This window comes from Alishewanella sp. BS5-314 (assembly GCF_025377695.1).
Classification (GTDB): domain Bacteria; phylum Pseudomonadota; class Gammaproteobacteria; order Enterobacterales; family Alteromonadaceae; genus Alishewanella; species Alishewanella aestuarii.
Window position 1 is genome coordinate 657,713 of sequence record NZ_JACEHJ010000001.1, and the last position, 18,554, is coordinate 676,266.

General features: G+C 53.0%; 21 protein-coding genes. 5 read left to right on the top strand and 16 right to left on the bottom strand.

The window, feature by feature from the left end; translation table 11 throughout:
• Positions 1-211: 211 nt before the first annotated feature.
• The 15 genes from fliS to flgB form a co-directional block, all read right to left on the bottom strand.
• Entirely contained in the window at positions 212-604 is a 393-nt protein-coding gene (gene fliS / locus H1D31_RS03045; protein ID WP_261255904.1) for a flagellar export chaperone FliS, read from the bottom strand.
• Positions 605-616: 12 nt separating this feature from the next.
• A complete protein-coding gene (gene fliD / locus H1D31_RS03050; protein ID WP_261255906.1) occupies positions 617-1,912 on the bottom strand; it encodes a flagellar filament capping protein FliD in 1,296 nt (431 codons plus the stop codon).
• A 90-nt stretch (positions 1,913-2,002) separates the two neighbouring features.
• Positions 2,003-2,860 carry a flagellin gene (locus H1D31_RS03055; RefSeq protein WP_261255907.1) on the bottom strand — a complete coding sequence of 286 codons (858 nt, stop codon included), beginning with the start codon at positions 2,858-2,860 and terminating at the stop codon, positions 2,003-2,005.
• A 58-nt stretch (positions 2,861-2,918) separates the two neighbouring features.
• A complete protein-coding gene (locus H1D31_RS03060) occupies positions 2,919-3,968 on the bottom strand; it encodes a hypothetical protein (RefSeq protein ID WP_261255908.1) in 1,050 nt (349 codons plus the stop codon).
• 12 nt (positions 3,969-3,980) lie between these two features.
• Entirely contained in the window at positions 3,981-4,877 is an 897-nt protein-coding gene (gene flgL, locus H1D31_RS03065) for a flagellar hook-associated protein FlgL (RefSeq protein WP_261255910.1), read from the bottom strand.
• An 8-nt stretch (positions 4,878-4,885) separates the two neighbouring features.
• Positions 4,886-6,193, bottom strand: a complete 1,308-nt coding sequence (gene flgK, locus H1D31_RS03070) for a flagellar hook-associated protein FlgK (RefSeq protein WP_261255912.1) — start codon at positions 6,191-6,193, stop codon at positions 4,886-4,888.
• Positions 6,193-6,648, bottom strand: a complete 456-nt coding sequence (locus H1D31_RS03075; protein WP_261255915.1) for a rod-binding protein — start codon at positions 6,646-6,648, stop codon at positions 6,193-6,195. The genes flgK and H1D31_RS03075 overlap by 1 nt, the downstream gene beginning before the upstream one ends.
• An 8-nt stretch (positions 6,649-6,656) precedes the next feature.
• Positions 6,657-7,763, bottom strand: coding sequence for a flagellar basal body P-ring protein FlgI (locus H1D31_RS03080; RefSeq protein WP_261255917.1), 1,107 nt, complete (start codon positions 7,761-7,763; stop codon positions 6,657-6,659).
• 7 nt (positions 7,764-7,770) lie between these two features.
• Positions 7,771-8,433 (bottom strand): flagellar basal body L-ring protein FlgH, encoded by a 663-nt coding sequence (locus H1D31_RS03085; protein ID WP_261255919.1) that lies wholly within the window; start codon positions 8,431-8,433, stop codon positions 7,771-7,773.
• A 10-nt stretch (positions 8,434-8,443) separates the two neighbouring features.
• The gene (flgG, locus tag H1D31_RS03090; RefSeq protein ID WP_261255920.1) at positions 8,444-9,229 is read right to left on the bottom strand and encodes a flagellar basal-body rod protein FlgG; all 786 of its coding nucleotides are present in this window, start codon (positions 9,227-9,229) and stop codon (positions 8,444-8,446) included.
• Positions 9,230-9,240: 11 nt separating this feature from the next.
• The gene (locus H1D31_RS03095; RefSeq protein WP_261255921.1) at positions 9,241-9,975 is read right to left on the bottom strand and encodes a flagellar basal body rod protein FlgF; all 735 of its coding nucleotides are present in this window, start codon (positions 9,973-9,975) and stop codon (positions 9,241-9,243) included.
• Between the two features lie 10 nt (positions 9,976-9,985).
• Entirely contained in the window at positions 9,986-11,380 is a 1,395-nt protein-coding gene (locus H1D31_RS03100; protein WP_261255923.1) for a flagellar hook protein FlgE, read from the bottom strand.
• A gap of 9 nt (positions 11,381-11,389) precedes the next feature.
• A complete protein-coding gene (locus tag H1D31_RS03105; protein WP_261255924.1) occupies positions 11,390-12,052 on the bottom strand; it encodes a flagellar hook assembly protein FlgD in 663 nt (220 codons plus the stop codon).
• Between the two features lie 12 nt (positions 12,053-12,064).
• Entirely contained in the window at positions 12,065-12,481 is a 417-nt protein-coding gene (gene flgC / locus H1D31_RS03110) for a flagellar basal body rod protein FlgC (protein ID WP_261255926.1), read from the bottom strand.
• Between the two features lie 2 nt (positions 12,482-12,483).
• The gene (flgB, locus tag H1D31_RS03115) at positions 12,484-12,828 is read right to left on the bottom strand and encodes a flagellar basal body rod protein FlgB (protein WP_409976771.1); all 345 of its coding nucleotides are present in this window, start codon (positions 12,826-12,828) and stop codon (positions 12,484-12,486) included.
• Between the two features lie 212 nt (positions 12,829-13,040).
• Here flgB and flgA point away from each other — a divergent pair, with 212 nt between their 5' ends.
• From flgA to H1D31_RS03140, 5 genes are all read left to right on the top strand, one after another.
• Positions 13,041-13,724, top strand: a complete 684-nt coding sequence (flgA, locus tag H1D31_RS03120; protein WP_261255929.1) for a flagellar basal body P-ring formation chaperone FlgA — start codon at positions 13,041-13,043, stop codon at positions 13,722-13,724.
• A gap of 58 nt (positions 13,725-13,782) precedes the next feature.
• Positions 13,783-14,100 carry a hypothetical protein gene (locus tag H1D31_RS03125; RefSeq protein WP_261255931.1) on the top strand — a complete coding sequence of 106 codons (318 nt, stop codon included), beginning with the start codon at positions 13,783-13,785 and terminating at the stop codon, positions 14,098-14,100.
• The gene (locus H1D31_RS03130; protein WP_261255933.1) at positions 14,097-14,534 is read left to right on the top strand and encodes a flagellar protein FlgN; all 438 of its coding nucleotides are present in this window, start codon (positions 14,097-14,099) and stop codon (positions 14,532-14,534) included. The genes H1D31_RS03125 and H1D31_RS03130 overlap by 4 nt, the downstream gene beginning before the upstream one ends.
• Before the next feature lie 68 nt (positions 14,535-14,602).
• Positions 14,603-14,950 (top strand): polymer-forming cytoskeletal protein, encoded by a 348-nt coding sequence (locus tag H1D31_RS03135; protein WP_261255934.1) that lies wholly within the window; start codon positions 14,603-14,605, stop codon positions 14,948-14,950.
• A gap of 28 nt (positions 14,951-14,978) precedes the next feature.
• Positions 14,979-16,154 (top strand): GGDEF domain-containing protein, encoded by a 1,176-nt coding sequence (locus H1D31_RS03140; protein ID WP_261255936.1) that lies wholly within the window; start codon positions 14,979-14,981, stop codon positions 16,152-16,154.
• A gap of 55 nt (positions 16,155-16,209) precedes the next feature.
• On the opposite strand, the gene katG is transcribed toward H1D31_RS03140, so the two are convergent.
• Complete coding sequence (gene katG / locus H1D31_RS03145) at positions 16,210-18,435, bottom strand: catalase/peroxidase HPI (RefSeq protein WP_261255938.1); 2,226 nt, start codon at positions 18,433-18,435, stop codon at positions 16,210-16,212.
• Between the last annotated feature and the right edge of the window lie 119 nt (positions 18,436-18,554).

An 18,554-nucleotide genomic window follows, 5' to 3' on the forward strand; every position in this document is an offset into this window, starting at 1 on the left:
CTTTATTTGCCGGTCTGTTGACCGGCTTATCTCCTGTTGTGCCCGCTGGTTGCTACCAGTAAAAAGCATGACTGGCATTTGATAGGCAAAAAGCGATCCAAGATTTAAAATACTGAAAAATAAGAATTTATTTAAAGAAGGAAGTGCAAAGCGGAAGTGTTACTTCCGCTTTGCAGGAAACAACTGCCGGCCAGCTTCAGCCCCGGTTCAGTTAGCTGATGCGTTCAGCTAACCCCTGCCAGCCTTGTTGTAAGTTGGTCATAATCTCACGCACCAGCGTCAACTGACTCAGATCATTCTGTAACGACACCTGCAACAAGGTATTACCGCAAAATTGATATAACCGCTGCATATTGGCGGCGACTTCCCCGCCATTGTCCTGATCCAAAGAGGCTTCCAGGCCGCCGAGGATTTTCACCAACTTATCAATACTCTCCGCCTTGCGGTCAAAACGTCTGGCCTGGATATGTCCTTCTACCCGCGATAGCTCGTCCATAAAGCCATCAAACAGCATCAGTACCAACTTATGAATGTCGGCACCAGCCGCCCTGGCATCCACTGAAGTATTTTTATACGCCTGATAACCATTGCCAAAATCTAACATACTATGATCCTGTTAACCGAAACTGTTCATTGAGCTTTGCAACTGTGCAATGGTCACCTGCATTTGGGTAAACTGCAGCACGTAGCGCTTATACACCTGCTCCATCGCCAGATCGTGCCGGGCCTTTTGCCGGTTGACCACCTCTAAACTCGCCTGGACGGTCTGCTGTTTCTTACTCATAATGCCAAAGCTCTTGCTGTAAGGCTCCAACGCGGTTGTCATTTTACTGAGTAAGCCATTTTCTCCGCTCAGCATAGCCTCTAACTGTTCCGGATCTTCAGCTAATGCCTTTTCTAACCGGCTGTTATTAATCGTGAGTTTGCCATTACGGTCAAACTCCAGCCCAACACTGTATAAACTTTTTCCTGCAAATTCACCCTGCACGCTGCTGCGCAATAAATTCTGGATGCCGCGTGCGGTAGAGTCGTTTTTTAAGCTGCCATCAGAGCTGAGTAAGCTGTGCAGGGCGTTAAAATCGTCCACGATTTTTTTAATATTGTCTTTTGCTGCGCCCTGGTCTTGCGCAATTTGCAGCCTTACCGGGCTATCACCTGCACTTTGGGCTTTTACCAGCTCTAACGTCACCCCTTCAATCACATTAGTCAGGGTGTTAGTGGCGGAGCTAATAGTTAAAGCACTATCCGCACCGATCCGCAGTTGCGCATCTTGTGCCTGCTTTAACACCTGCTGCCCGGCCAGTGCAGTTTGCAACACAGTACCATCGCTGCCACCAGCATTAAAATTCAGGCTTACGGTTTGATCCGCACCGGTTTTTTCACTTGAAATCATCAAAAAGGTTTCGCCATTGCTACGCAATAACGTGGCCCGCACCCCACTATTCGCCGGGTTGTCAGCATGGTTATTAATGGCATTCACCAGATCCGTTAAGCTGGCGTTCGCAGGTAAATTGGCTAAATCTACCGTTAAACTGCCGCCGGCAAAAGCTACGGTAAAGTCACCATCGGCAGGTAAGGTGGTATCCGGTGTAAACGACAGCGCGAGTTGATGATTTTGCGCCAGCTGTTGCACAAAAATTTCATATTCACCGGCCACGGCCTTGTTACTGGCGGTGGCTTTTACCGTGCTATCGTTGCTACTGGTGGCGGTATTACGAAGTAAACTCTGATTTTTCTGAGTATTACCCAGCTGGGTGACAAAGCTTTTTAGCTGGCTTTCCAGCTTTTTTATGGCATTAAGTTGCGCATTAAAAGCGGTCGTTTTCGCCGACAGCAAGCTGTCTTTCTTAGCACGTTCAATCTGGGTATATTGGCTGGCCAGGTTGGCGGGATCAATCGACATAAATGACATAAAAAAGCCCTCAAACTAAGAAGGCCGGCGGCATGACGCCGCCAGCCTGGTAACATTACCTGCTGTTGCCAGAGGTAAGCGCTATCTGAATTAACGCAGTAAAGAACCAATCAGCTGAGTCGTGCTGTTAGAGGCGCTCAGTACCGAAATACCCGCGTTCATCAACAGTTGCTGCTTAGTCATATTTGACGTTTCTTTGGCAAAATCGGCGTCCATAATCTGACCTTTGGCCGCGTCAGTGTTTTGCGCCATATTTTGCAGGTTGTTGATAGTGTGGTCTAAACGGTTCATCGACGCACCCAGAGCTGAGCGGGCGGCACCGATATCGTCGATTAAATCATCTACTGTACCGATAGCCGTAGTACCGTTAGCCTGGCTTTGCAGATCGCCAACCGCTAAGGCACCGGTCAGACCGATAGCCGCATTCAGCGCCTGAACTTCGGTTGAAACATCAACGTTTAACACTTCAGCAGTAGAAGCGCCAACCTGGAAATCAACGCCGCCAGCGACGCCAAACTTACCAGCATCAGTTAACAGGTTAGTGCCATTGCCGTAAGAGGTGTTGGCCATAATGTTGGCCAGTTCTTCACCCAGAGCCTGATACTCGGCATCCAGCGCATCATATTCGCCAGCTTCGTTAGTACCGTTGGCTGCCTGCGTGGCCAGCTCTTTCATCCGCAGCGCGATATTGGTCATCTCGTCAAAAGCGCCCTCGGCGGTTTGCAGCATAGATTTGGCGTTATTGGCATTACCAATCGCCGCTTCCTGGCCGCGTAACTGCGCGTTCAGACGGGTTGCGATCTGTAAACCGGCCGCATCGTCTTTAGCTGAGTTGACCCGGAAGCCAGTACCTAAACGCTGCAGAGACACTGACAGATCATTGTTAGTGCGGGTTAACTGGGTTTGTACCAGTTTAGAGGACATATTGGACTGAACAGATAAAGCCATCGTTAAATCTCCTGTGATTGATGCTCATAACTGTAAAGCGACAGCTCTGGACGGGAACTTAAATAAATTTTCCGGATTTTTCGATTTTTAGGGCAAAACTGACTAAAGGCGCAGATACCTGGGATTGTGCCAGTAACGCACTGACCGCCAGCGGACTCTCTGGTTGCATGGCCGCCAGCAGCAACTCACTGATCGCCTGCAGTTCAGCAGCCTGCTCTGGCGGGTATGGTGGCGCATATTGATTTACCGTAAGACTCAATTCCGACTGTAACTGTTGTAGCGCTTTTAGCTGCTGGCGCAGATACTGCTGCGCCTCACTAAAGTAGCTGACCAGCGCCGCCGGATTCTGCTCCGCAGCCACGCTTTGCACCAACCTGGCCAGCCGGCCAAGCGGACGCTGCAAACTGACACTGATCGGATTACCTGCCGCGACACGAATACCATCACCACTTAACTGCCAGTTTTCCTCCAGCTTACGCCGCTCTGCGCTAGCGACACTAAACTGCAACTGCGCTGCGGCATTCAGTTCTACCGCGATCTGTAGCCGTGAAAAGGCCTGTTTTAACTGCGCTAAATTAGCCTCAGGTGTCGCATCAGCAGCCAGCTCAATACTGACAGCATCGCCGCTGCGTCCCAGTAAAATACGGATTAACTCTGGTTGAGCACGCTGCGACAGCAAATCAATACGAGAGGTCAGGACCCGCTGACAGCGGCTTTGCGGTTGTAGCAGCGGCAGCCACTCTGCATCGAGCGCGGTGTCATTGCTGTCCTGCCATACCACCAGTTGGGCCAGCTGTTGCTGCAACTGCTGTGCTTCTGCGGCAGAGAGATGTGTTTGGTAGTTCTGTTGCAGTGGCCGGCGCAGTTGCTCCAGCGCACTGTAAAGATAGCGATAGCTTTGTTCCGCCAGCTGCTGGCGGCTCAGGGTATAATTCAGGCCGGCAGTGTGCGCCCAACGCTGCAGAATCACAATTTGCCGGGCAGCCCCCGCGCTGGCGCTGCGCGGTAATGACTGTGCTGCCAGTTTTTGCCGCTCGCCACGCTGGCTTTTTTTCGCCTTAACCGGGGTGGTGGCGACAACCGGGCTGCTGCCTGGCTTTACTATCATGGCATCGCCTTACTATAGCATGGAGAACAGGGACAACCTGGACACGGTGGAATAGACCTTTAATGACGACTCATAGGATGCCGTCACCTGATTCAGCCGGATAAAGACTTCAGCGTCGTTGATGGTTTTCACTTCTTCCTTCAGCTCTTCGGTAAAAAGACCGATTTCACTGTTAGCGATGGCCAGTTCATCCAGCGACGCCCGAATGCCACCGATACGGGTGATCTCCCCGGTTACATTGGCCAGGAAACTGTTGATGTTGTCAATCATCTGCCGTGATTCATCACCCACCCCTCCGGCCGGAGTGCTGTTAATCAGATCCAGGTACTGTTGCATCTGATTCAAAAAGCCCGCCGCCGGGTCCAACGCTTCGCCGATAATATTACTGGCGACGCTGGAGGTGTCGGAGACCTTCACCTGCCGCACCAGGGCATCGCCCTGATAGCTATAGATACCGGCCAAATCCCGCACAAAAGGCGGTGTATCGCTCAAACTGCCGGAGAAGTAGTAACGGTCATTGCCGTCTTTGGCATTCAGGAAATCCAGAATAGCCGGAAACAGCACCGACATTTCCTGCCCCAACGCTCTGAGCTCGGTATCGCCGGCACTGCCATCGGCAGCGGTGGTCACCAACCCCTGTAACGACAACAGCGTATTCACAATACCGTTGAGCTGGGTTTCCTGCTGTCCAAGGCTATAGTTGACCGCATTCATATTGGCGCCGTATTGCTCCAGCGTTTTTAGTTCTGCATTTAGCGTCAGTAACATCACGGCGCCAAGCGGATCATCAGAGGGGCGCTGAATACGGTTTTTGGTGGCCATTTGTACCGTCAGTTTCGCCAGCTCAGTATTATTTTGCTGAATATAACGCAGGTTATCGGTATAAAACTGACTGCTACTAACTCGCATAGGCTCTCCTAGAAGGCATTGATCAGGGTGCGGAACAATTCATCCGCCGTACTGATAACTTTGGCATTGGCGGCGTACATATTCTGATAAAACAGAATATTGGCGGCTTCTTCATCCAGATTGACACCACTGATACTCTCCCGCGCGCTAACAGCATTGCTATTAAGAATTTGCGCGGTTTTGATACTGCTTTGCACCTGCTTACTCTGAATGGCTAGCTCACCGATCAGACTGTTATAACCCGGCGCGGCACTGTTAAAGGCATTGACGATGGCGGCGATATTACTGTTATCGCCCACACCTGCGGTAGCGTCACCGCGAAACGCCAGTTCAGCCGGCGTAATATCGGGATTGCGCCGCAGCGAACTAAGGGGACTTGCCGCCTCATAGACAAACAGAGGTTTGCCAGCGTCACCATTCAAATCAAAACCGGCAGCCAGCGCCGCATTGACGTTGTCGGCCATTGTCGCCAGAAAGTCGTTAAATTGCGCCGTCACCGGCTCCAATACTTGCTGCTGTACCGCAATCAAACCGCCGAGCCGCCCGCCGATAGTCGCGGTTAATGGATACTGCTGCTGGTTGAAGCTCACGCTAACCGCATTATCCAGTACGCTAAAGCTGGCCGCTTTATTGCCAATTACCAGCGGTGAGCCGTTGATTGTACTGATGCTGATTGAGCCATCTGCCTGCTCCAGCACACTGACGTTGAGATAACCCGCCAGTTCCGTCACCAACCGCTCGCGTCCATCCTGCAATTCTGCCACTGGCTCGTTCAGCGCCTGCGCTTTGCTGATGCGCTGATTCAGCTCCGCGATCTGTGCCGTCAAAGAACTGCTGTTGGCGGCCAAATCCGACAACTCTTTGCCAAGCTTTAAGCGTTGCCCATCCAGCGCGCCATTAAGCTGCGCCATATCCTGCACCAGCGCATCCGCAGTCGATAATACTTGTTGCCGGTAGGCTGGCGAGTCAGGTTGCGCCAGCGCTGCGTTTAATGCCGAGGTGATCTGCGCGACCGCATCATTCAGGTTCAGCGACTCAGCACCAACCACCTGCTCAATAAAACCCAAATAGCTCTGAAATCCCTGGTAATAGCTCATATCTGCACTGCTGCGCCAGATATCGTGATTCAGGTAATTGTTCACGATACGATCAACCTTGGTGACCTTAACTCCATTCAGCGCACCGCTGGCGGTGTTCAGGTACACGGACTGACGGCTATAGCCTTTCACGGCCGCATTGGCAGTATTGTTACCGGCGACCTGCAACGCCAGATTCGCGGCGTTCAGGCCACTTACGGCATTTGATAACAGACTCATCAGTTCAGCTCCTCCGGCCTCAGTGGCAGCAACAAGGGTTGCACCAACCCTCTGCTGTGGTAATCAATGGCCGGATTCACCTGCACCGGCACCTGATCCTGCAAAGCGACCGCAGCGTGTAATTCCTTAAATTTATTTTCCGTCTCAGTCAAACCGGCGCCTAATTGCCGCACTATGGCTTCAGCCAAACCTAACTGTCGCTGTCCGGCCAGGTGCTGCGCCAACTGGGCATCATGCATATCCCGGAACAACTGTTGCTCTTTCGACGCGAAGAGGCCATCTTCAGTGCCAAGTGCGTCCGTTGCGGTATGCATATTTTTCAATACCAATTGCAGGAAGATCGCTTCAAATTGCTCTGCCGCCTGCTGCAAGCTATCAGTTTCCGACAGGTTTTGATGAATGCGCTGGCTTTGCATCGGATCGAAGGCCAACAGCTGTGTGGTATCCAATTTCATGATTTTCCTCAGATCACCAGCAAATCCGCTTCCAGCGCACCGGCATTATCCAGCGCAATCAGGATCGACATTAATTCGGCCGGTGTAGCGCCCAGGCTATTGATTGCCTGCACAATGGTTTCCAGCGAGGTGCCCTCTGGCCACAGCATCATATTGTTTCTCTGCTGCCGGATATTGACATCGCTTTGCTGTACCGGCACGGTACGGCCGCCAGCAAAGGCATTTGGCTGCACGGCCCCTTCAGTCTCGGTGATGGTAATCGTCAGGCTACCGTGCGTCACCGCCGCCGGTTTAACCCGGACCAGCTCGTTGATCACCACAGTACCGGTGCGACTGTTAAACACCACCCGAGGCCGCCCGGCACCCTCGCGTACCCGGATATCCTGCAGCATCGACATAAAGGTATTGCGACTATTCGGATCCGCCGGTGCACTTAACACCAGTTTCCCCCAGTTCTCCGCCCGGGCAACCGAGGGGCCGAACACCTGATTCACTGCATTAACGATATTGCGCGCAGTTTGATAGTTCGGCTGTTTCAGATTTAACACCACGTCGCTTTGCGTTTGAAAAAAGTCTGTGACCGAACGTTCGATAATGGCACCGTTCGGGATGATCCCGGCTGTTGGCGTATTAATGGTGACCGAGGAGCCGTTGGCGCCGCTGGCATTCATGCCGCCCACCACCAGATTACCCTGCGCTAACGCATAGACCTTACCGTCAACTCCGCGTAACGGTGTCAACATCAGACTGCCACCATGCAGGCTTTTGGCGTCCCCAAGCGACATTATAGTCACGTCTATACTTTGCCCCGGGCTGGCCATCGCCGGCAGTGTTGCCTGTACCGCCACGGCCGCCACGTTGCGGGACTTGGGCAGCGAACTCTCATCCAGCTGCACCCCAAACTGCTTTAACATATTATTCAGCGACTGCGCGGCGAACTTAACCTGTGCCCGGTCGCCTGAGCCGGGTAAGCCGACCACCAGGCCGTAACCCACCAATTGGTTTTCCCGCACGCCCTGCACATCAACCAGATCCAGCAGCGGCCGCTCCTTAGCCACGCCGGCGCTGCCCCACAGCAGCACCCAAATCCAGCACAGACTTAATACTTTACGCATAGCTCACCTAAAACGGATTGACCACTGAGAAGATCCGGCTAAACCAGCCCGCCTGATTGGCACGTGCCAGCTCACCTTTGGCCGAATAACTGATGCGCGCATCGGCAATCCGCTGCGACGAGATCCGGTTGGTCACATCAATATCTTCCGGCCGCACCAGCCCTTGCAAGCGCAAATACTCATCACCCTGATTCAGCCGGATCCATTTCTCGCCGCGGATTGCCAAGGCACCGTTCGGCAACACCTGGGTCACCCTGACGGTAATAGAGCCGCGCAGAAAATTTTGCTGGCTGGCACTGCTCTCACCATCAAACGCCTGATTGGAGCGTAATTGCAGCGCCGCGTCACTGGTATTCAGATTACCAGCCAGCGGTACCCCGACATTAATATTAGTGCTACGACCTGTGCTGGCATCGGCCTGCTTGCTGGATTGGGTGCGCTCGTTCAGCTCCACGGTCAGGATATCGCCGACCCGATATGCCCGCTTGTCCTCATACAAGGCGAACATAAAATGGTCGCTGTACAGACTACCCGGGCTATTGCCAGCCACTTCCTGCTCCTGCAAAAAATACTCCGCATTGACCTCAGGCCAATCTTCGTAATTGGCGCCGGGAAAAGGTTTGCTGCTGCAGGCAGTCAACAACAGCAGGAACAGTGGCCATCCTTTCATTTGTTGCTCCTTAGACGTTCTGGTTCAGGAAGCGCAACATATCATCAGCGGCTGAGACGACCTTGGCATTCATCTCATAAGCACGTTGTACTGCGATCATATTGACCATTTCATCCACCACACTGACGTTGGAGCCTTCCAGGGTAAACTGCTGCAGGCTGCCATAGGCTTCTTCACCCGGCACGCCCTCAACCGCCTCACCTGAGGCAGCAGTGGCGCGGAACAGATTGCCGCCCAGCGCTTCCAAACCTGCCGGGTTGACAAAGTTAACCAGCAAAATCTGGCCGATTTCGACTGGCTCCACCTCACCGGCAATCACCGCCGTGACGGTACCGTCGCGACCGATGGTCACCTTAGTCGCGTTTTCCGGGATATCCAGATTTTGCGCCAGCGGTAAACCGTTACTGTTGACGATGAGCGACTCGGCATTTAGCTGAAACTGGCCGTTACGGGTATAGAGAATTTCTCCGTCCGGGCTTTCGATCTGAAAAAAGCCCTGACCGGCAATGGCGACATCCAATTGATTATTGGTTGTTTCAAAGGTGCCTTCGGTGAAGATTTTCTGAGTACCATTGATCCGCACCCCGGTTCCGACCTGGATACCCGACGGGACCTGATTTAACTCGTCAGCCTGCGTACCCGGTTGGCGCTGGACCTGATAGAACAGATCTTCAAATACCACCCGGTCTTTTTTAAAACCGACAGTGCTGACGTTGGCCAGGTTATTGGAGATAGTCGTCATCCGCATATCCTGTGCGGCCAGACCGGTTTTACTTACCCATAATGCTGCATTCATCGCTCTGTTCCTCAGCTGGCACCGCTAATCAGCTTGTTGCCTGTTACGGCCAGCTCATCAGCAGCTTTCATCATTTTGATATTCATCTCGAACTGGCGGCTGATATTCATAGTTGCCACCATCTGCTCCACAGCGTTGACGTTAGAGCCTTCCAGCATACCGCTGCGTACACTAACGCTGGCGTCCGCTGCCAGTACGGCACCATCCTGCGGTCGCAGTAGCCCATCCAGACCTTTCAGCATGGGTTGCCCTTGCGCCCGCACCAGCTTAATCTGCCCTTCCTGCGCAATAACGCCACCACCGACCGGTAACAGATTGATGGTGCCATCGGCACTGATATCGATATCACCAAACTCCGGTAGCACCAAGGGCCCCTGGGCACCCGCCACGGCATAGCCACTTACTTGTAACTGGCCATCAGCCGTCACCTGAAGATTACCGGCCCGGGTGTAGGCTTCTTCGCCATTGGCATCCAGTACCGCAATAAAGCCGCCGTCACTAACCACCAGATCCAGATCACGCCCGGTTTCCATAATGGCTCCGGCGGCCAGATCCGTTGCTACCGGCATCAGCTGGGCCTGATAACGGGTGCGAAAACCATTGCCCGCCACCATCATCGATTGCGCTTGCTCAATATCGGCTTTAAAACCTGCGGTATTGACGTTAGCCAGATTGTTGGCGGTGACCCGCAGCGCGGTTTGCGCCAGCTCGGCGCCGGATACTGCGGTATAGATTAAGCGTTCCATCGTTCAGCCCTTAGGTCGCGTTAAACAACACTTGCATCATCTGATCTGCGGTACTGATGGTTTTGGCGTTGGCCTGATAGTTTTGCTGAAACTTCATTAAATCAACCAGTTGCTCACTAACATCCACATTGGAGCCCATATAGGCGCCGGAGAGCAAACCACCATAGCTGCCTTCCGCCGGCGTACCATATAACGCCGTACCTGAAGCGGCTGAGGCATACCACAGGTTGTTGTTACCATTTTCCAGCCCGCCCATATTGGCAAAGGAGGCTAACACCACCTGTCCCTGCAGCTTATTGGCACCATTTGAGAAGTTGGCGAACACCATGCCATTTTCTGCAACGCTGACTCCGGTAAACTCACCCGCGGTATAGCCATCCGCATTATTGGTATACATCGCAAAGGCGCTGCCAAACTGCGTTGTCTTAACCATGTCTAAGGTCACACTCATCGGCTCAGCGCCGGCTGCAGCAAAGTTCAGCACAATTTCGCGCTGGTTATAGGGGTCGACTTTATTGTCATCCGGTGCGGTCAGCGGTGCAGGCAGCGTGCCCAAAGGCTGCATCTGACCATCAGCACCAAAGGTGACGGTAGCAACGGCGGCAGCCTGATAACCACTCTCCGTTTTTACCCACTGAGTGCCCAGGGTAGCGCCGTTAGGTAACCCCAACTGGGCAGACGTCGCCGGGGCGACAGCCGGATCATCAACGACCAGTGGTTCACCATCAACGAAGTACATGACCTGCCACTCATTGTTACCCAGATGGTTGAAGTACTGAGTCAGCGTATGGCTATTACCGAGTGAGTCAAACACCTCGGTCGATTGCGAAAAGTTATATGCGCTGCCATTTTTCGGGTCGAAAGCTTCAGCATCAGTCAGCGGACCGGTCGCCGGGTTTGCGTTAACCGGATAAGGGATCACGTTGCTCGACGCACTCAGGTTTAGCGAGAAATCAACCCGCGCTGTGGCTTTGGCGGGGATATTAGTGGCTTCTACTTTCAGATTGGTCAGGATCCCGGGCACCAGATTGCCTTCCAGATCGATGCCGTATCCCTGCAGATTATTGCCATTGGCGTTGACGATATTTTGTTGGTTATCCAGACCAAACTGTCCGGCCTGAGTATAGGCCAACCGGCCGTTGTCGGAGACCACGAAAAAGCCCTTACCGGTTATCGCCAGATCCAAGGCAAAGCCGGTATTCACCAGATTGCCGGTTTTGGTAAAGTTTTCCCGGATATCGTTAACCATCACCCCACCGCGCTGACCACCGTTATAAACGGCAGCGAACTCGGCAGTGGCACTTTTATAGCCGGCGGTGGCAGAGTTAGCGATATTATTACTGGTGACTTCCAGCGCTTTTTGCGACGCGGCCAGACCGCTCAGACCGATGTTCAGAATAGACATGTTGATTCCTTAGCCCTTATAGGCCAGCTGATTAATTTCCAGTAACCCGTGGTTGCCAAGGCCGTTTACCTGCAGCATGATGTCGTCCTTGCTGGCACCAACCGACACCCGCTCCACCTCACCGCTTAACCAGGTTTGCAGCGGCTGCGGCCGGCCATTAATGGTCGCCGTTGCCTGAACGTAATACCCACCTACCGCCTGTGCCGGAAATTCGAAGCGCAGGGTGCCAACACCGCTGTAGGCGAGTTGCTGCTCACTGACTAAATTCCCGTCGGCGCTGTAGAGTTTGACGTTGACCGCCTCGGCTTCAACGCCAAGGTTAATGGCACCACGCACTGCGGCGCGCTGCTCCAGCACCACGGCATCGGCTTTGACATCGACCAGGGTGCCGACCAAGGCCGTCGCCTCCAGCGCTTGCAAGCTATCTAACAGATTGCTGTTTTTATTCAGGCTGATTTTCATCGCCTGTAAGCTTTCGACGTTGGCGAATTCGGCGAGCTGACTGACGTACTGGGTCCCATCCAGCGGGTCCAGCGGATTCTGGTGCCGGATCTGCGCCACCAGTAATTCCAAAAACATCGTTGACAGACCTTCTGCTTCAACGCTGTTCCGGGCTACCGGGTTAGTCTGCGTCGTCGCGGTTGCGTTGGCAAAACCACTGATTGCTGTCACCTGGACCTCCTGTTATTGACCCAACCGCAGAATACTCTGCTGCATACTGGCAACCCGGCTCATCACCTCGACTGAGGTTTGATAGCTGCGTGACGCGGCCATCATATCGGCCATTTCTTCCAGTGGATTGACGTTGGAATAAAACACGTAACCATCAGCATTCGCCAACGGATTGTTTGGTTCAAAGCGCTGTTCAACGGTGCGATCGGATGCGGTCACACCCAGCATTTGCACCTGCGCTGATAAACTCTGCTTTTCGGCCGTCTGGCTGTAGAGCGCAGCAAATACCGGCTTTAACGCCCGGTATGCGCCGGCTTCAGTGGCAGCTGCGGTATTGGCATTCGCCATATTGGAGGCGATAGTGTCCAGCCGCATCACCTGTGCCCGCATGGCACTGCCACTGACATCATAAATTGCTGAAAATGACATCCTTACTCTCCGCGAATAGCTTTATGCAAGCCACTGATCTTCATATTTAAAAACGTAAAACTGGTTTGAAAATCCATACTGTTCCCGGCAAATTTTGCCTGTTCCACATTCAACTCTGCGGTATTGCCATCGGCAGCAGCTTGATATGGCACCCGGTACAACAGTTCATGTCCCAACTCAGGTAATGCCGGCCGGCTCTGACCGGCCTGGATCCCACTTTCTACCTGTTGCAGGATCTGCTGATAGTCGATGTCCCGGGCTAAAAAACCAGGTGTGTCGACATTCGCCAGATTGCCTGCAATAATTTCGGCACGCTCTAATCGCAGTTGTAATGCAAATGGATGCACTCCTAATGCTTTCCCGAAAATCTCCACCAGCTTCCTCCTCCACCCGGTTTGGGGTCATGACCACTAGGTTAGTGACTCAGGGCATCAAGCTTTGTGCCAGCTTTTCAAGCTCAATAAGTTCAATAGCTTACAGAAATTCACTGCGTATTTTTTACGCCAAAGCGGAAGCAATACTTCCGCTACGGAATTGCCTGCACTTCCTGCTCTTAACCATGCTGGGGCTGTCTGCGCTACCCGTTGTTGCAAAGTCAGTTGAGCAACAGCTACATGAACAGAGTTCTCGCGAGCTACAGCGTTACTTACAACAAGTGGGCACTAAAGCCCAAAAGCAGCAGATTGATGTAAAGGTATCAGGGGCAGCGGCCGGCATGCCGGATTGTCCAAGCCTGCACATTAGCCGGCGGCAGGCGCAGGAGCCACCATTAGGCCGGCTGAGTTATCAGTTGCAATGCACGGCACCGGGCCAGCATTGGCAGGGCCGGGCTGTGGTACAGATCAAAGTCTGGGTGAACTTAGTGGTAGCCAGCCGGACCATCGAACGGGACGAAATTTTACATCCGGATATGTTGCAGCTGGCGCCCTATGAAATCAGTCAGCTACGACATGGCTTCGAGTTAGCAACCGAAGCCCTGCAAGGCTTGAAAGTACGACGGCGCATCAGCACCGGCCAACCGGTTGGCCGGCACTTACTGAGTCAGCATTTTTTGGTTAATAACGGCGCCATTATCACGATCGCCGTTAACCTGGACGGCTTTAGTGCCAGTACCCAGGGCACGGCGCTGGAAAATGGCCAACTGGGACAGAAAATCAAGGTCCGGAATAACAGTTCCGGGATGACGATAGAAGCAGTAGTGACTGGCGAGAATCTGGTAGAAACAATCGCAAAAAGAAATTAAAGTTTTTGTTTAACCCGGTCGCTTAGTACTGGTAAGGACCTTACGCGGAAGCGCAACTATGAATATTGATGCCAATAACTCTTTGCAACTATCAGCTGTTAACAAAGTCAGCCATGAGCAACAACCGGTAGTACCACCGCAGCAGGATGCAGTAAAGCGGGTTACCGATAAAGCGGAATCGAGTCAGGTGAGTGCCTCCAGTCAGCAGCTGCAGCAATCTTTCAGTAATCTGGCGAATACCAGCGATGTAGACCTTGACAAGGTATCGCTGATCCAGAAAGCTCTGGCTGAAGATAAACTGGCGTTGCAGGATGAACAATTAATTGAATCCATGCTGGACATGCATAAGAACGTGCTGGATCTGTTCAAGCGATGAAAAACCAGATGGTAAAGCAGGTTGTCAGTAGCCTGCAGCAAGACAAAAGGCGCCTGGATACTCTGACCACAGTGTTGCAACTGCAGTACGAGGCGATGAGTGAACGCAATACCGTGCAACTGGAAACGCTGAATCAGCAGGCTCTGGCACTGATGGAAGCTCTCAGCCACAGTCATCAGCAACGCGAACAATGGTTTTCCCTGCTGGGGCTGCGTGCGGATAAACCGGGGATGCAACAACTGGTCAGCCTCCTGCCAGCGGCGGTGCAACCCGCGGTGCAACGCCTGCTGCATGAATTGGCAGTGAAATCGCGGCTTTGTCACTCACTGAATGAGAAAAGCGGTAAGTTGCTGGCGGCGCAACGTGAATTACTGGGTAAGCTCACCGGACTAAGCAAACAGGATCATTATCCTGCCATGCCCTTTGTACGCTAACTCACTAACTAGCGAAGTCTGAATCGATGCCTTTTTTCTCTAAACACCAACCCGCCGCTATCCAACAGATGACTCTGATCTCCGGCACCTGCGCGCTTGAGGGCAAGTTGGAGCTGAGTGGCGAACTACAAATCTCAGGTACTTTTAAAGGTGATATCGTCAGTAGCAGTAATGTCATTATCGCTGCCGGCGCCAAAGTACAAGGTGAGATCCGGGCAGCTAAACTTTTTATCAAAGGCGAATTTAGCGGTCAGTGCACCGTGCCGGCAATTCATATTTTACAATCAGCGGCAGTAACAGGTACCTTATATACCAATGAACTGAGTATTGAACCTGGTGCCAGTTTTATCGGGCAAAGCTGCCCCTATCAGTTTGAAGATCCCCCTCTGCTACCAGAGAACTCCCTGACAGACTAAGCTGTCAGGCTAACACACTGAGGTACCTGTGCCCCTGATCATTTTATCACCTGTGCTGCTGTTACTTCTGGCTCAGGGAGTGGCGCCCGACCTGGCGCTATTTAGCCTACTGCCTTTTCCACAAACCGGTTATATCGCGTTGGCCAGCATTGGTCTGCTTAGCCTGCTGATGCGGCAAACCGACTGGTTTTACTGGCTGGCTCTGTTAGCCACTTACTTCTGGCTCACGCAAAACACAGCAGCTATCGGCGAGTTACCGCTATTACCCTTACTGTGTGCGCTGCTGATGTTGCTTTTGGCCCTGATCCCCAAACCTTCACCGCTAAAACCATCCGGGCTGGCCTTGCTGCTGACAGGGCCTTTGTTATTGCTGCTTGGTCAGTATTTGCCATTAGCTGCCGCAGTGCAGCGGGCGGACTTACCCGCTGTCGTACTGCAAGCGCCTGTTAGCGGCAGCAGTCTGACCTGGTTACACGGCTGGTGCTTTAGTATTCTCGCTGGCCTGTGGCTCATTGCCATTAACCTTAAACCGCGCAAGGCAGCATATTGGGGCGAGTTTGCGATCTTTCTGGCGCTGGTATTAGACCTGGCCTTGCCGGCAGGTACCGCTCTGGCAAACTGGCCATTGGTCGCCGCCTGTCTGGCGATCCTGCTGGCACTGGCGTTTCAGATGTTACATCTGGCCTATATTGATGAACTGACACAGCTGCCGCAGCGTCGCGCCCTGATGGCACACCTTAACCGCCTGGGACGAAACAGTGCCGTTTGTATGCTGGATGTCGACCACTTTAAGAAGTTTAACGATACCTATGGCCATGATGTCGGCGATCAGGTACTGAAATTACTCGGCTCTATTCTGGGTAAGGTAAAAGGTCTAACCGCCTACCGCTATGGCGGTGAGGAGTTTACACTGGTATTTAGCCATAACAAAAAAGCCGCTCTCGAAGAAAAGCTGGAAGAGGTGCGCCTGGCGATCGCTGACTACCCACTGGTGATCCGCAACGATAGCAGACCCAAAGACAGCAACGCCGGCAAAAAAGCGCGCGGCAGTAATGGCGCGGAAAAAACCGTTAATGTCACCATCAGTCTGGGTTGCTGTGTTAAGCAAAAGGGCGAGCCAGTGATGCAGCTATTAAAGCGTGCGGACGAAGCCTTATACGCCGCCAAAAAAGCCGGTCGTAATACCTTTGTCTTAAAAGCCTGACGCCGAAGCCATAATAAAAAGCCCCGACGAGCGGGGCTTGGTATTGTGGCTAAGCTTACTTTTTCAGATCAAAGCGATCTAAGGTCATCACCTTATTCCAGGCGGCCACAAAGTCGCGGACAAACTTCTCTTTACCGTCGTTAGCGGCATACACTTCCGCCACTGCCCGCAGTTCAGCGTGTGAACCAAATACCAGATCAACCGGGGTGGCGGTGTATTTGCGTGCACCGCTGTTACGGTCAAAACCTTCATACAAGCCTTCCTGCTCTGCTTTCGCCCAGCGGGTCGACATATCCAGCAGGTTAACGAAGAAATCGTTAGTCAGCTGACCCGGCTTATCAGTAAAGACCCCGTGCTTGCTGCCACCGCTGTTCACATCCAACACTCGCAAACCACCGACCAGTACCGTCATTTCCGGCACCGTTAAGGTCAGCATATTGGCACGGTCTACCAGAGCTTCTGCCGGTGAATAGATAGCGTCGCTGCTGTAAAAGTTACGGAAGCCATCGGCTTTTGGCTCCAATACCGCAAAGGAGTCGGCATCAGTTTGCGCCTGACTGGCATCGGTGCGTCCCGGTGTAAAGGGTACCGTAATGGTAAAGCCGGCATCTTTGGCGGCTTTTTCAATCGCTGCCGCACCACCCAGTACTATCACATCGGCCAGCGATACCTTTTTGCCGCCACGCAGGGTTTTGTTAAAGTCGGTCTGTACTTTCTCCAGCACCGCTAACACCTGCGCCAGCTGTTGCGGATCATTAACAGCCCAGTCTTTTTGCGGCTCTAGGCGTAAGCGGGCGCCATTAGCTCCACCGCGCATATCGGTACCACGGAAGCTGGCAGCAGAAGCCCAGGCAGTTTTTACCAGCTGCTGTACCGTTAAACCGGATGACAGCAACTTGGCTTTCAGAGCGGCGATATCGCGAGCTTCGAGCAGTTTATGATCAACTGCCGGAATAGGGTCCTGCCAAATCAGCGCGTCTTTTGGTACTTCGGCCCCCAGATAGCGGCTGATCGGCCCCATATCGCGGTGGGTTAACTTAAACCAGGCTTTCGCGAAGGCCAGCTCAAACTGCTTGGGATCTTCTTTAAAACGCAGCGAAATTTCGCGGTAAATCGGATCTTCTTTTAGTGCGATATCGGTAGTAAACATAATGGGTGCGCTACGTTTACCGGCAATATGCGCATCCGGTACCAGGTTGGCAGCCTGACCATTGGCCGGGATCCATTGAATATGACCACCCGGGCTCCTGGTTTGCACCCAGTCAAAGGCAAAGAGGTTATCCAGATACTGGGTGGTCCAGCGCGTTGGGTTAGCGGACCAGGCCCCCTCTAAACCACTGGTCACGGTATCTTCGGCATTGCCCTTACCGCATTTGCTGGTCCAGCCCATGCCCTGCTCTTCCAACCCGGCCGCTGCCGGCTCTTTACCAACACAGTCTTCCGGCTTGTGTGCGCCATGCGCCTTACCAAAGGTATGGCCACCGGCAATCAGCGCCACGGTTTCTTCATCGGTCATTGCCATCCGGCCAAAGGTATCGCGGATCTCTTTAGCTGACGCCAGTGGATCCGGCACCCCATTCGGGCCTTCCGGATTAACATAGATTAAGCCCATCTGGGTGGCACCCAGCGGTTTGGCCAGCTCGCCTTTTTCATTATAGCGTTTGCTGTCCAGCCATTGCTTCTCTGCGCCCCAGTTCACGATTTCGGCTTCCCAATCGTCAGTGCGGCCACCGGCAAAACCATAGGTTTTAAAGCCCATCGACTCCAGCGCCACATTACCGGTTAATACCATCAGATCGGCCCAGGAAATTTTACTGCCGTATTTTTGTTTAATCGGCCACAGCAGGCGGCGAGCTTTGTCGAGGTTGGCATTATCCGGCCAGCTGTTTAGCGGTTCAAAACGTTGCTGGCCGCCATTGGCACCACCGCGGCCATCGAAGATCCGGTATACGCCGGCACTATGCCAGGCCATCCGGATCATAAAGGGACCATAGTGTCCCCAGTCAGCAGGCCACCAGTCCTGCGACGTCGTCAGCAGGGTTTCAATATCTTTTTTTACCGCCGCCAGATCGAGGGTTTTAAACTGCTCGGCGTAATTGAAGTTGGGGCCATAAGGGTTAGATTCGACGCTGTGCTGGCGCAGCGGCGCCAGATTCAGTTGCTCCGGCCACCAGAACTGATTGTCGGTCATCCCTGCTTTGGCAACAGCGGCACTTGAGCCAATGGCAAGGGTTACTGCCAGCGTTAAAGCGGACAAAATTGGGCGTTTTTTATTGGTCATTTTTTCTACCTCTGGATTAGTAAGCGCCAAAATGGCGCAACACAAACAGGCTGCAGCTAAGCTGCGGCAATTATTTGTATAAAATTAAGGCTTTAACCACACTCGGCGCTTGCAGCGGG